We start from the raw sequence: 14008 nt of genomic DNA, 5'->3' as shown, positions 1-14008 counted from the left end.
TGTCTGCTGACAATGTGCGTCAGAAGCTCATGTCGATCCGCGCCCAATAGGTGCGGCCCGGCTCGTTGACACGACGGGTTGCGTCGAGCCCGTAGTCGGCGAAGCCAGCGCTGCCGGCCAGGTTGAGGTGCTCGCTGTAGGCTTTGTCCAAAAGATTGTCCACACCGGCGCTTACCTTGAAGTGCTGATCCAAACGATAGGCACCGTTGACCGCCAGCACGCCAAAGCCGGCACTCTCGTCGAAGTCCTTGCCGACGACGGTACCCTGGTTTTTTGCAACCCGGCCCTGCGACGCGACCACTCGCCAGAGGCCACTGGTGCTCCAGTCGTCACGCTCGTAGGTCAGGCCAAACCGCCCCTCCAGCGGTGGGATCTGCGGCATGGCACGGTCATCGCTGCGGTTCTTCCCCCATGCGTAGGCAAGGCTCGCATCGCCTTTCCAGTTGCGGGTGAACCGGTAGCTTCCGCCCATCTCGCCACCGGCAATGGCGGCGTCAATGTTGCTTACCTCCGCGCGGAGCATGCTGGGCATCACGCCGGGCACATAGCTGAACAGGATGTAGTCTTCGACCAAACCGGCGTACGCGGAGACCCAGGCTTGCAGCGGGCCATCGGCGTACTGCAGGCCGATATCCAGCTGCGTGGTCTTCTCCGGCCGCACCGAATCGAACGGCTGCACGCTGCCGACCGGACCGGGGTTGGAGACGAACAGCTCCCAGTAATCGGGGAACCGTTCGGCATGACCGAGGCCGGCGTACCCGGTGACCGGCATGCTGGCGAGCTCTTTTTCATAGCGCATGAAGCCGCTGTATAGCGTGTCACGCCGGGTGTCCCCTGCCGTCGGATTGGTCCAATCCTGACTGACCGGCATGCCCATCATGTTCTTCAGCGTCGGGTGATGGCTTTTGAAGAATGCTCGCTCGTCGGTCGCCTCGTGCAGATCCAGCCGCAGACCGCTGATGACTTTCTCACGTTCGCTGAGCTGCCAGGTCAGCTCGCCGAACAGGCCGTAACTGTGCAGGACGGCATCCGGCACCCAGGGCAGCGCGTCGCTACCCGCCGCCGCCACCATCTGATTGACCGCACCGGTCGGGTTCATGGCCTTGCGATGCTCGCTGCGCTGCGCATCAATGCCGGCCTTCAAGTCGACATCTGACCATTGCCAGGTGCCGACCAGTCGGCCACCGAGCGTGCGGCGGTCGACCCGCGACAGGGTCGGCTGGGTCATCATCATTGTCGGAACGAAATCGCGCAGGCTGTAGTTGTCCATGACGTGGTCGGCGTAGTTGTAATAGACCTGCGCCTCCAGCCCGTAGAAGGTCTCACCGATATTGGTCTTCTCGAAGCGCAGCCCGAGACTTTCACGCTGGAACTGGCTGCCATCCATGCCCCGTCCGGCGTAGCGGGCGAAGCCGTCGCCACGGCCTGCGGTCAGCTCGACCAAGGTGTCCGCATCCGGCATCCAGCCGAGCGCGACATCGGTGTTCCACTTGTCATAGCGCGACGGCACGGTATCGCCATTGCCGTCCGCGTAGTCGTCAGCCTGCGAGCTGTTGGCCATTAGCCGCGCGTAACCCTGTGTGCTACCCACGGCGGCGTCCAGGTTGCGGTCGAAACGACGGTTGGAGCCGGTCAGCAGACTGGCGTTGAGGCGGTAGTCAGGTTCGCTGAACTGCTCCGGCTCGCGCTCGAAAAGCACCGTGGCCGCCGAAGCGCCGGGCCCCCAGAGCACGGTTTGCGGCCCTTTGATGACGGTTAGCTTGTCGAAGGTGTCCGGGCTGATATAGGAGCTCGGCGAATCCATGCGATTCGGACATGCACCAAGCATTTCGCCGCCATTGCTGAGCAGTTTCAACCGAGAGCCGAACATACCGCGGAACACCGGATCGCCGTTTACTCCACCGTTGCGCACCGCGGAGAAGCCCGGAATGGCCTTCAGATAATCCGCGCCGTCACTGGCCGGCATTGGCTGGCGCGGAATCTTCGGATCGGTGACCACTTTAAGCGGGGACTGCTGCGCCACGCCGGTAATGATCATGGGCGTGAGCTGGATGGTCGATTCGGGGTTGGCTTCAGCGGCCATGCCTTGGCCCGCCAAGGCGCTTAACAGCGCGAGGTGAGCCAACTGCCAACGCAAGCGCAAAGGCTGCAGGGAAAGGTTGACGGGCAGACGCGAGGCTACCGCCCGCACAGGGGTGATTCTGGACATAAAGTTCTTCCACTTCTGAGATTTAGGAGGAACCGCGCGTTAGCGGCTCGGAAATCAGCAGTGAAATACGGGTGGCGCCCGCGCATGGCCGCCGGTGAGGCGTGGCATGGCCGGCAGGGGCTGTCGAGGAACCAGCCGTGCGTAAACAGGCGGGAAATAAGGCAACGCAGGCGCGAACGCCAGGACCAACGGCGGACTCAGCGTCAACAGCTCACAGTAACCACAGAGGTCGAGCGAAGCGAGCCACGCCGGCTGGCTATCCGAGCGCGAGGGAGAATGCAGCGCTGACGAATGACCCTTTGCATCGTGATAATGATGCTGGTGCGCGACCGGAGCTGCAGCGTCGTGCTGGGCAGCCTTAAGCTGCGATGCTGAATAGAGCGGACCCACATGGATCATCAGCATGGCAAACAGGCCAAGCCAGAGACCCGCTGTGAACTGTCCTTTGCGTCTCACGTAAATCCTGCCGTGGATCGGCTACTGCTCATCGTGGCCGGATGATCGCACGCCCCGAGGTGCAGGGTGAGTGCGACACGGGGCCGCAATCGAGCCGAGCAATCAATCTTCGATTACGGCGACCAATCGACTGTTTATTTTCCTTTATGGATTTTTATTAGTGTTTTTCACCATTTTTTTCGAGACAGTTGCAATACCCGATAGGAGCGCCCTACATTCGAACCATAAATACGCATCGACCTGCTCTGCCCTCCCTGCTCCGCGCTGCGCTTCGGGGAGCCGCTCAAGGAAATCGCCATGACCATGCTCAAAGATCCTTCAAACAAATATCGCGCGTTTCCGGTGATCAATCTGCCTGACCGTACCTGGCCATCGCGGACCATCACCCAGGCTCCGATCTGGCTGAGCTCCGATTTGCGCGACGGCAACCAGTCGCTGATCGAGCCGATGGACGCGGCGAAAAAGATGCGTTTCTTCAAGACGCTGGTGCAGATCGGCCTGAAGGAGATCGAAGTGGGCTTTCCCTCGGCATCGCAGACCGATTTCGATTTCGTTCGGGAGTTGATCCAAGGTGGGCATATTCCGGATGACGTCACCATTCAAGTGCTGACCCAGGCTCGCGAGGACCTGATCACCCGCACCTTCGAATCGCTCAAGGGCGCCAAGCGGGCCATCGTTCATTACTACAACGCGACCGCGCCGAGCTTCCGTCGCATCGTGTTCAACCAGGACAAGGCTGGTGTGGTGAACATCGCTGTCGCCGCTGCGCAGGTGGTCAAGCGTCTCGCCGATGCGGCGCCGGAAACCGATTGGCGCTTCGAATATTCACCCGAGGTGTTCAGCTCCACTGAGACCGACTTCGCCGTCGAGGTCTGCAACGCGGTAATCGAAGTATTCCAACCGACGCCTGTGAAGAAACTAATCCTCAACCTGCCGGCCACCGTCGAGGCTGCCACACCAAATATCTATGCCGACCAGATTGAATATTTCGGCCGCCAGATCAACAAGCGCGACTGCGTGCTGATCAGCCTGCACACCCACAACGACCGCGGCACGGGCGTTGCTGCCACCGAATTGGGCCTGATGGCCGGGGCGGATCGCGTCGAGGGCTGCCTGTTCGGCAACGGCGAGCGCACCGGCAATGTCGATCTGGTGACCGTAGCGCTGAACATGTACAGCCAGGGCGTCGATCCGCAGCTGGATTTCTCTGACATCGATGCCCTGCGCAAGGTGGTTGAGGAATGCAACCAGCTGCCGGTGCACCCACGCCATCCCTACGTCGGCGATCTGGTCCACACAGCCTTCTCCGGCTCACACCAGGACGCGATTCGCAAGGGCTTCAGCCAGCAGGACCCGAACGGCGTCTGGGAAGTCCCCTACCTGCCGATCGACCCGGCCGATATCGGCCGCAGCTACGAAGCGGTGATTCGCGTCAACAGCCAGTCGGGCAAAGGCGGCATCACCTACTTGCTGGAACAGGAGTACGGCATCAGCCTGCCGCGCCGCATGCAGATCGAATTCAGCCAGGTGGTGCAGAAGGAAACCGATCGCCTGGGACTGGAGATGAATGCCAAGCAGATCTATTCCCTGCTGGAGGGTGAATACCTGCAAGCCACGGCGCCGTACGCCCTGAAGAGTCACCGTTTACAGGAAGAAAACGGCACCAGCGCCGTGGAGGTGGAAGTCACCAGCGAGGGTGAAACCATGCACTGGCGTGGGATCGGCAAAGGGCCGTTGGAAGCGCTGGTCGCCGGCTTGCCCGTGAAGCTGGAGATCATGGATTACCACGAGCACTCGATCGGTGCCGGCAGCAATGCGCGGGCCGCAGCCTATATCGAAGTGCGTCTGGATGGCGAGCGCCCGCTGCATGGCATCGGCATTGACGAAAACATCACCACCGCCAGCATTCGCGCCTTGTTCAGCGCCCTCAACCGGGCTCTGCGTGAGGCCGAGCTGAAAGCAGCCTAAACGGAGATGGCGGGTTCTGCGCAGGGCCCGCCACGCTGCAACTAGAGCCGCCTGGGAGGCGGCACGATGGCCTACCGCTCGCCGCTACTCTGACGGCAGCATCTGCTCCCGACCCACCGTTTCGTCGCGGCGTGACAGACAAGCAATCGCTTGCCAAAACCCGGCGCATCACGTACCGAACACCTCCGCCCAGGCCAGGTCTATCTCATTCCAGCAGAAATGCGTGAGTCATCGGCAGGATTGTGCAATCGGACCTGTTCGCTATTGGCATAGGCTTGAGCACTTCCGCCCGCCCGATAAAACGCCACAGGAGCGCTCATGAGTACAACCATTGGTTACGCCGCATTTGACCCAAGCACGCCACTCGCACCCCATACGTTCTCGCGCCGTGCCGTAGGGCCGAACGATGTGCAGATCGAGATTCTCTTCTGCGGCGTCTGCCATTCGGATCTTCACACCGCCCGCAACGAATGGCACAACACCCTCTACCCCTCCGTTCCGGGCCACGAGATCGTTGGCCGGGTCAGTGCCGTTGGCGAGTCGGTCAACCGCTTCAAGGTCGGCGACATCGCTGGCGTCGGCTGCCTGGTCGACAGCTGTCAGAGCTGCCCTTCCTGTGGCGAGGGTCTCGAGCAGTATTGCGAGAATGGTTTTGTCGGCACCTACAATGGTCCCGCGTTTGGCGGTGGCGAGAACACCTTTGGCGGCTATTCCGACAACATCGTGGTGAACGAGAAATTCGTCCTGCGTATCTCGCATACCGAAGACAAGCTTGCCGCTGTCGCGCCCTTGCTATGTGCAGGCATCACCACCTATTCGCCGCTGCGCCAGTGGAAGGTCGGCCCCGGTCAAAAGGTCGGCGTGGTCGGTCTCGGTGGCCTTGGGCACATGGCGGTGAAGATTGCCAATGCCATGGGCGCGCATGTCGTGCTGTTCACCACCTCGCCCGACAAGAAGGAAGACGCCCTGCGTCTGGGGGCCAGCGAAGTCGTGGTATCGAAGAACCAGGACGAGATGAGCGCGCACCTGAACAGCTTCGACTTCATTCTCAATACCGTTGCAGCGCCCCACAATCTTGATGCTTTCTTGTCGCTGCTCAAGCGCGACGCGACCATGACTCTGGTGGGCGCACCGGCTTCGCCGCATCCTTCGCCGAGCGTGTTCGGCTTGATTTTCAAGCGCCGTCGTTTGGCCGGCTCGCTGATTGGCGGCATTGCCGAAACCCAGGAGATGCTCGACTTTTGCGCCGAGCACAACATCGTCTCGGACATCGAGATGATCGATATCCAGACCATCAACGAGGCCTACGAGCGCATGCTCAAGAGTGACGTGAAGTACCGCTTCGTCATCGACATGGCCTCGCTGAAGTCCGCGTAATCCACCCAGCACGGGCGCGCTTGGCCGAAGCGCGCCCGTGATCCAAAACAGCGCGCTCGAACCGGCCCTTCCTTCTTTGCCGCCGAGCCGCTAAGGTCGCCGACCTTCTGAGGAGTCGGCATGCGCTACCTGATTTTCGTCACCCTGCTGTGGGCGTTTTCCTTCAACCTGATTGGTGCCTACCTCGCCGGCCAGGTGGACAGCTATTTCGCTGTGCTGACCCGCGTAGTGCTGGCCGGCCTGGTATTCCTGCCTCTGACTCGCTGGCGCGGCGTTGCACCGGGCTTCATAGCGGGCGTCACGCTGGTCGGCGCGTTGCAGTTCGGCGTCACCTACCTCTGCCTGTACCTGAGCTTCAACGTGCTGACGGTCGCCGAAGTCCTGTTATTCACAGTACTGACGCCGTTGCACGTGACGTTGATAGACGACGCGTTGAACCGCCGTTTCAACCCCTGGGCACTGGTTGCGGCCGCCGTTGCGGTATTCGGTGCCGGGCTGATTCGCTATGACGGTGTTTCTCGCGACTTTCTCGGTGGTTTCCTGTTGATGCAGTTGGCCAACTTCACCTTTGCCGCCGGTCAGGTCGGCTACAAGCATCTGGCACAGCGTTATCCATCCGATATTCCACTCCATCGTCGCTTCGGCTACTTTTTCATGGGTGCGCTGCTGATCGTACTGCCGGCCTGGCTACTGTTCGGAAACCCGGAAAAGCTCCCCACCACAACCGACCAATGGGCAGTGTTGGTATGGATGGGTGTGCTGGCCACCGCGCTCGGGCAGTTCTGCTGGAACAAGGGCGCCACCCTGGTGGATGCCGGCACCCTGGCGGTGATGAACAACATGGCGGTGCCTGTGGGGCTGGTGCTCAATCTGCTGTTCTGGGGTACGCAGACTAATCTTCTACTGCTGACTGTTGGTGGGCTGATCATCCTGGCCTCGCTGCAGATCAACCGGCTGGGCCAACAGCAGGCTCAATGACATTATGTAAGTTATTGTTATATATGGATTTATTAGATCAACAGATAAGATAGCGCGCCCCGCATGGATGCATTTCTCAGTCAGTCGTCGAGATTCCCATGCGCTGTTACAGCCTGCTTCTGCTTGCCCTGCTTTTTCCGGTTCAGCTACACGCCGACGCTCCACGCACCTTTCGCGAAGCCAAGAAAATCGCCTGGCAGTTGTACGCCGAGCGACCCGTGGATTTCTATTGCCGCTGCGCCTTCAAAGGCAAACAGATCGATCTGGCCAGTTGTGGCTACATTCCGCGCAAGCAGCCCAAGCGTGCCGCGAGGGTGGAGTGGGAGCACATCGTTCCCGCATGGGTGATCGGCCATCAGCGCCAATGCTGGCAGGACGGTGGACGCAAACACTGCACGTCGACCGACCCGGTGTTCAGCCAGGCGGAAGCCGATCTGCACAATCTGGTACCGGTGGTCGGTGAAGTGAACGGCGACCGCAGCAATTACGGCTTCGGTATGCTCAGCGAAAAGCCCAGCCAGTACGGCGCCTGCCCCTTCGTGGTGAACTTCAAGCAGCGCACCGCTATGCCACCGGCCTACGCCCGAGGCGCCATTGCCCGCACTTACCTGTACATGAGCGAGCGCTACGGATTGCGGCTATCGAAACAGGACCGTCGACTCTATGACGTCTGGAATCGCCAATTCCCAATCGACGAGTGGGAACGGTGGCGCAACCGCAGCGTTGCCTGCGTGCAGGGCAACGCCAACCCATACATCGGTGCAGTCGATTTGCGGCGCTGCGGCCGTTCGCTTTCGCGTGCAGCTTCAGCGCCTGGCCGAGAAGGCTAGATGTCACGCTTTTGCCAAGCCGAGGCTCGCCGCGCTTACAGTTGCGGCTAACCCGGCAAGCACTGCATGCTGCCAGCTCTACCGTTAATCATGGCGACGCCAATGCAAGACCGTACGCTTTACGCAGCGCTGGGATCGGGTGTACTGCTGGCATTGATCTGCTCCGCTGTTGCACCCTACGAGCGCGCAACCTGGCTGCTTGAGGTAGCGCCAGTGCTGATCGCCGCTCCACTGCTGATCTGGAGTCATCGGCGCTTTCCGTTGACCCACCTGCTTTATTGGGTGATCGCCATCCATGCGCTGGTGTTAATTCTTGGTGGCACCTATACCTATGCCCGCGTGCCGCCGGGGTTCTGGGTGCAGGACTGGTTTGATCTGGCCCGCAACCCTTATGACAAGCTGGGCCATTTCATTCAGGGCGTAACACCTGCCCTGCTGGCGCGTGAAGTTCTGCTGCGCCGTCGCTTCACCGCCGACGGCAAGATGCTGGGCTTTTTAGCGCTTTGCGTCGCGCTGGCATTCAGTGCCTTTTATGAGCTGATCGAATGGTGGGTCGCGCTTATCGCCGGCCAAGGTGCCGAGGACTTCCTGGGAACGCAGGGCGATCCATGGGATACCCAGTCCGACATGCTCATGGCGCTGATCGGCGCAGGGCTCTCTGTCACCCTTCTGGCGCGCATTCAAGACAAACACATCGCTCAGCTGGAGCGTTCGGGCAGGGCTGAGTAAGCCATGCTTTATCGTATTGGGGCCGATGCCGTGCTGATGCTGCACCTCGGCTTTATCCTCTTCGTATTGCTGGGGGGCTTGCTGGTCGCCTGGAAGCGCGGCTTTTTGCTGTTGCATCTGCCCGCGATGGCGTGGGGAATATTTGTTGAGCTGAGCGGGCGCCCCTGCCCACTCACCCATTGGGAAAACCTGCTGAGGCGACTGGCCGGGAACGCGGGCTACGAGGCCGGCTTCGTCGAGCACTATTTGCTGCCGCTGATCTACCCGGCCTGGTTGAGCGTGCCGGTGCAGTACCTGCTGGCCGCCGTGGTAGTCGTCGTCAACCTACTGATCTACGGCGGCCTGCTGTGGCGCAATCGTCACCGACAGGCCGCAGCACGCTGAAGCCGTTTGGCCGCGCTAGCAACCATACCATCGTAAGCATGGCTGAGCGCCTATAGGCTCAGTTCAAACGCGTCGCCATCGTGGTAGGCAGGAAATTTACTGCGGAACTTGGCCAGATCGGCAGCGCGAAGTGAAGCGCGAAACACCCCATCGGCATCACCGGCCTCCAGCAGCGGGTCACCGAGATAGTTCAGTACTTGGCTGTCACCACTGTAGGGGTAGCCTTTACCATCTTCCCCGACCCGGTTCACCGCCGCGACATAGCAGAGGTTCTCAATCGCGCGCGCGGGCAACAGGCGATTCCAGGCATTACGCCGGGCTGCCGGCCAATTCGCCGTATAAAGGAGCAGGTCGGTGTCATGGGGATCGCGGCTCCACACCGGAAAGCGCAGGTCATAGCAGATCAGCGGGCGCACATGCCAGCCGTTGAGTTCGAACAGGGCCTGTTGTTCGCCCGCCGTGTAGTGTTTATGCTCCCCCGCCATGCGAAACAGGTGACGCTTGTCATAGTGCAGAATTTCGCCGTTCGGCCGGGCCCAGAGCAGACGGTTGCGATGGCTGCCATCGGCGGCCTCGATGATTACGCTGCCGGTGATCACCGCCTCCATACGGGCCGCCTGCTCGCGCAACCAGGCGTAGGTCGGGCCTTCTTCAGGCTCGGCGAGCTCGGCGGAGTTCATCGAAAAGGCTGTGGTAAACATCTCCGGCAACACGATCAAGTCCGCGCCGCGGGCATCATCCAGCAGCCCGATAAAGCGCTCACGATTGGCAGCGGCATCCTGCCAGACGAGCGTCGTCTGGATCAGGGCCAGTTCAAGGTCGGGTAAATTATTCAGATCGCGCATAGTCGTTCTGCTGCTTGGCGCAGCGTCTCCTCTCGTTTGGCGAAGCAGAAGCGGACCAGCCGCGACTCTGCAGGAGGCGTTTGGTAGAACACCGAAATCGGAATACTGGCCACACCGTGTTCACGGGTCAGCCACTTCGCCATGGCCACGTCGTCGAGATCCGGGCGAATCGCGGAATAATCGGTCAATTGGAAATAGGTACCCGCAGCGCGAGTGAAGCGGAAGCGCGAGTTGGCCAGCAGATCGCAGAACAGATCACGCTTGGCCTGGTAGAACGCAGGCAGTTCCGCCAGATGCTCGGGATGCGCCGCCATGAAATCGGCAAGCGCCCACTGCAACGGGGTTACGCTGGTGAAGCTGACATACTGATGCACCTTGCGCAGCTCGCTGCTGAGCGCCGCCGGCGCCACTACGTAGCCAGTTTTCCACCCGGTCACATGGTAGGTCTTGCCGAAGGAGCTGATGACGAAGGCGCGCTGATACAGCTCATCATGACGCAACACACTGGCATGCTCCCGACCATCAAAGACCAAGTGCTCGTAGACTTCGTCGCTGAGCAGATAGATGTCGCGGTCGCGGATCAGCACCGCCAGGCGATCCAGATCAGCCATTTCGATCAAGGCGCCACTGGGATTGTGCGGCGTGTTCAACACGATCATTCGGGTGCGCGGGGTAATCGCATCGGCGAGCATCTGCCAGTCGATGGCAAAGTCCGGCAGACTCAGCGCCTGATGCACACAGACGCCGCCGGCGAGTTCCACGGCAGGCTCGTAGCTGTCATAGCACGGGTCGAAAACGATGACCTCATCGCCTGGGCGGATGACCGCGTGAATCGCACAGAAAATCGCTTGCGTCGCCCCGGGCGTAATTGTGACCTCGGCCTCGGCGCTGACTTGGAGGCCATATAGCGAGCTGACCTTGAGTGCCACCTGCTCACGCAGTGCCGGTAAGCCGGTCATTGGCGCGTATTGGTTGTGCCCTTCCATCACATGACGGGCAACCGCTTCGCGCAGCGCATCAGGCCCATCGAAATCGGGGAATCCCTGCGACAGGTTTAACGCGCCGGTTTCAGCCGCCAGCTGCGACATGGTGGTGAAAATAGTGGTGCCGACATTGGGCAACTTACTGATGAGCATGACAGCCTTCCGACAGGCCTGCCGTACGGGGCTTCGGCAGGGGAAAACAGAATAGCCGATCATGACGGGCGGATACGAGGGTGTCCGGGCGTGCGGCATTGGCTTCTAGAGTTGGGCAGGACCGGCAAGGTGTGCGGCGACCGGCACCCAAAGGTACGCAGCGGCGTGATGATCGGCGCAGGAGCGAAGATTTTCGGCAATATCGAAAATCGGCGAGGGCGCCAAGGTCGACGCCAGCAGGGTGGTGCAGCAAGCCGTTTCACCACACACGACCGTGGTCGGCAACCCGGCCCGCCAGGGCGTCAAGCCGAGGCATGCACGACCGGCCTTGGACCAGTCGTTCGACGAGACCTGAGAAACTAGCGCTTGTCGCGGCGCTTCTTCTCGGCCTTCTTGTGGTGCGACATGAGACGGCGCTTCTTGTTGACCTGGCGGTCGGTAAGCGTGTTTTTCTTGCCCTCGTAAGGGTTTTCCCCGCCCTTGTACTCGATACGGATGGGCGTACCGACCAGCTTCAGAACGCGTCGGTAAGTGTTCTCCAAATAACGAGTGTAGGACTTGGGGATCGAGTCGACCTGGTTGCCATGGATAATGATGAGCGGCGGGTTGGCGCCGCCCAGGTGTGCGTAGCGAAGCTTGATTCGACGACTGGCGACCATTGGCGGCGCATGCTCGCGAACCGCGTCTTCAAGGATCTGCGTCAAACGGCTAGTGGGCCATCGAGTCACGGCTGAAGCGAAGGAGGCCTGCACCGACTTGTACAAATTGCCAACGCCGGTGCCGTGTTTAGCGGAGATGAAGTGGATGTCGGCGAACTCGACGAAGAACAACCGACGCTCCAGTTCGGTCTTCACATAGTCTCGCTCACTCGGCTCCATGCCGTCCCACTTGTTCAGTGCGATGACCAACGCGCGGCCGCTTTCCAGCACGAAACCAAGCAGGTTCAAGTCGTGTTCGACCACGCCCTCGCGGGCATCCATGACGAAAATCACGACGTTGGAGTCCTGGATCGCCTGCAGCGTCTTGACCACCGAGAACTTTTCCACGGCCTCGAAGATCTTGCCCCGGCGGCGCACACCGGCCGTGTCGATCAGTGTGTACTTCGCGTCGTCACGTTCGAAGGGAATGTAGATGCTGTCGCGGGTTGTACCGGCCTGGTCATAAACGATGACCCGTTCCTCGCCGAGCATGCGATTGACCAGCGTCGACTTGCCCACATTGGGTCGGCCGATGATCGCGATCTTGATGCCATCCTTTTCGCTCGGTCCAGGGATGCGCTTGAGCTCTTCTCCTTCGGCAACCGTCTCGCCCTCTTCACCCTCGGCTTCGGCAACTTCGGCGTTGTCCTTGGGGAACATGCCGAGCGCCTGCTCGAGCATATGGGTGATACCACGGCCATGGGCGGCGGCGATCGGCAGGGCGTCGCCCAGGCCCAACGGGCTGAATTCCGCTCGGGCGATATCCGGATCGATGCTGTCGACCTTGTTCGCCACCAGGAAGTGGCGCTTGTTCATCTTGCGCAGGTGCTCGGCAATCATCTGATCGCCAGGCGTCATGCCGGCACGCGCGTCAACCATGAACATCACCGCATCGGCCTCTTGCATGGCTTGCAGGGACTGCTCGGCCATCTTGGCGTCGATGCCCTCCTCATCGCCGGTCAGACCACCAGTGTCGATGACGATGTAGGTGCGGCCCTGCCATTTGGCCTCGCCATACTGGCGATCACGGGTCAGACCGGCATATTCCGCGACAATGGCGTCACGGCTTTTGGTCAGACGATTAAACAGGGTGGACTTGCCAACGTTCGGGCGACCCACCAGGGCGATTACGGGAACCATACGGCTCTCCACTGCGATATTTCAGAAAACACGAAGGCCGCTGCAAGGCAGCGGCCGAATATTTGTTGTTCCGTCTGGACGGAACAAGGTACATGGCGCGAGGCTGTCAATCCGCCTGGCGAATGGTCATTGCGACAAGCTTGCCGTCGTTGCCATAGGCATAAAGCCAGTCACCTTCGACCACGGGTCGAGCTCGCACCCCGGCGCTGTCGACGCGAGTTCGCGCGACGAAACGCCCATCAACCTGGCTGAGGAAGTGCAGATAGCCCTCCTTGTCTCCCACCACGACGTAGCTAGAAAAAACCGCCGGGGCGGAAAGCTGCCGACGTAGCAGCGAATCGTTGCTCCATAGCACGGTCGTCGATCGCTCATCGATGCCTAGCACCGTGCCGTCGGCTTGGCTCACGTAGATACTGCCATACCCCATCGCAAGGCCGGTCGCGGTGGACGCATCGCGTTGCCAGAGAATCCGACCGCTTTCGAGATCCAACGCTGCGGCGCGGCCCTGGAAGGAAGCGACATACAAGGTTCCGCCTGAAAGAAGCAACCCGCCGTCGATATCGACTACGCGTTCAAGTTCGGAACGACCTTGTGGAATGGCGACCCGCTGCTCCCAGATCGGTAATCCGCGACGGGTGTCCAGCGCCACCACCTTTCCACTGGAAAGGCCGGCGATCGCCAGTTCATTGGTCAGCAGTGGCGCTCCAGTACCCCGTAGCGTCAGCACCGCCGGCGAGCTTTCGTAACTCCAACGTTGCGCTCCGGTGTCGATTTCGAGCGCAATGACCCGATCATCCTGAGTCTGAACCACCACGACATCGCCGTTCACGGCAGGCGCAGCAAGTACCTCGCTACTGACCTGGCTGCGCCAACGTTCTTCGCCGGTCGAAACATCCAGCGCCAACACTTCACCCCGTAGCGTACCGACCAGAACCAGACCATAGCCAGCGCCCACTGCACCCGAGATCGGGACCTCCAGGTCGTTCTTCCAGTTGACCTTGCCGGTCGTACGGTCCATTGCCACGACCAACCCTTCAACGTCGGCAGCAAATATCTCGTTACCGTAGACAACGGGAGTCAGCAGATTATAGGTCTCGCCCTGGCCATCGCCGATGGAGCGGCTCCACTGTTCTTTCAGCTGGATTTCAGCGTCAAACTTGACCAGTTCGGCGGGCTCGGGTTCTTTCTTGTCATTGCTGCTGCAACCCGCCGTCAGGACGGCCAGGGTCAGCAATGCTGCAGTTTTCCAACGCATCAA

General features: G+C 60.7%; 12 protein-coding genes and 1 pseudogene. 7 read left to right on the top strand and 6 right to left on the bottom strand.

All coding sequences use genetic code 11. The features are described 5' to 3' along the window. Nucleotides 1-19: 19 nt before the first annotated feature. Nucleotides 20-2209 (bottom strand): TonB-dependent copper receptor, encoded by a 2190-nt coding sequence (locus tag ACIGHL_RS00735; protein ID WP_216706750.1) that lies wholly within the window; start codon nt 2207-2209, stop codon nt 20-22. A gap of 54 nt (nt 2210-2263) precedes the next feature. After that, nucleotides 2264-2665 carry a DUF2946 domain-containing protein gene (locus ACIGHL_RS00730; RefSeq protein ID WP_128118865.1) on the bottom strand — a complete coding sequence of 134 codons (402 nt, stop codon included), beginning with the start codon at nt 2663-2665 and terminating at the stop codon, nt 2264-2266. Nucleotides 2666-2962: 297 nt separating this feature from the next. Between ACIGHL_RS00730 and leuA the strand changes: the two genes are divergently transcribed. From leuA to ACIGHL_RS00700, 6 genes are all read left to right on the top strand, one after another. Further along, complete coding sequence (gene leuA / locus ACIGHL_RS00725) at nt 2963-4633, top strand: 2-isopropylmalate synthase (RefSeq protein ID WP_128118864.1); 1671 nt, start codon at nt 2963-2965, stop codon at nt 4631-4633. Between the two features lie 318 nt (nt 4634-4951). Next, nucleotides 4952-6010, top strand: a complete 1059-nt coding sequence (locus ACIGHL_RS00720; RefSeq protein ID WP_216706749.1) for an NAD(P)-dependent alcohol dehydrogenase — start codon at nt 4952-4954, stop codon at nt 6008-6010. Between the two features lie 120 nt (nt 6011-6130). Beyond that, nucleotides 6131-6988: a carboxylate/amino acid/amine transporter gene (locus tag ACIGHL_RS00715; RefSeq protein WP_128118863.1), complete on the top strand. Its 858-nt coding sequence runs from the start codon at nt 6131-6133 to the stop codon at nt 6986-6988. Nucleotides 6989-7086: 98 nt separating this feature from the next. Beyond that, entirely contained in the window at nt 7087-7818 is a 732-nt protein-coding gene (locus ACIGHL_RS00710) for an endonuclease (protein ID WP_128118862.1), read from the top strand. 102 nt (nt 7819-7920) lie between these two features. Next, nucleotides 7921-8547, top strand: a complete 627-nt coding sequence (locus tag ACIGHL_RS00705; RefSeq protein WP_241508952.1) for a DUF2238 domain-containing protein — start codon at nt 7921-7923, stop codon at nt 8545-8547. Between the two features lie 3 nt (nt 8548-8550). Then, entirely contained in the window at nt 8551-8931 is a 381-nt protein-coding gene (locus tag ACIGHL_RS00700; RefSeq protein WP_128118860.1) for a DUF2784 domain-containing protein, read from the top strand. A gap of 50 nt (nt 8932-8981) precedes the next feature. Here ACIGHL_RS00700 and ACIGHL_RS00695 read toward each other — a convergent pair whose 3' ends face one another. Both ACIGHL_RS00695 and ACIGHL_RS00690 read right to left on the bottom strand, forming a co-directional pair. Continuing rightward, entirely contained in the window at nt 8982-9776 is a 795-nt protein-coding gene (locus ACIGHL_RS00695; RefSeq protein WP_128118859.1) for an amidohydrolase, read from the bottom strand. Beyond that, nucleotides 9764-10912 carry a pyridoxal phosphate-dependent aminotransferase gene (locus ACIGHL_RS00690; protein ID WP_128118858.1) on the bottom strand — a complete coding sequence of 383 codons (1149 nt, stop codon included), beginning with the start codon at nt 10910-10912 and terminating at the stop codon, nt 9764-9766. The genes ACIGHL_RS00695 and ACIGHL_RS00690 overlap by 13 nt, the downstream gene beginning before the upstream one ends. 111 nt (nt 10913-11023) lie before the next feature. Here ACIGHL_RS00690 and ACIGHL_RS00685 point away from each other — a divergent pair. Further along, nucleotides 11024-11267: pseudogene (locus tag ACIGHL_RS00685) on the top strand (serine O-acetyltransferase); the annotation flags it as partial. Nucleotides 11268-11271: 4 nt separating this feature from the next. Here ACIGHL_RS00685 and der read toward each other — a convergent pair. Both der and bamB read right to left on the bottom strand, forming a co-directional pair. Further along, a complete protein-coding gene (der, locus tag ACIGHL_RS00680; RefSeq protein WP_128118857.1) occupies nt 11272-12750 on the bottom strand; it encodes a ribosome biogenesis GTPase Der in 1479 nt (492 codons plus the stop codon). A 106-nt stretch (nt 12751-12856) separates the two neighbouring features. Continuing rightward, on the bottom strand, nt 12857-14005 hold the full coding sequence (bamB, locus tag ACIGHL_RS00675) for an outer membrane protein assembly factor BamB (protein WP_128118856.1): 1149 nt from the start codon (nt 14003-14005) through the stop codon (nt 12857-12859). Nucleotides 14006-14008 lie beyond the last annotated feature (3 nt).

Origin of the sequence: Pseudomonas sp. NPDC077451, assembly GCF_044543345.1 — a bacterium.
Taxonomy (GTDB): domain Bacteria; phylum Pseudomonadota; class Gammaproteobacteria; order Pseudomonadales; family Pseudomonadaceae; genus Stutzerimonas.
The sequence above is the reverse complement of the archived record's forward strand: the minus strand, read 5'-3'. Positions and strand labels throughout refer to the sequence as shown.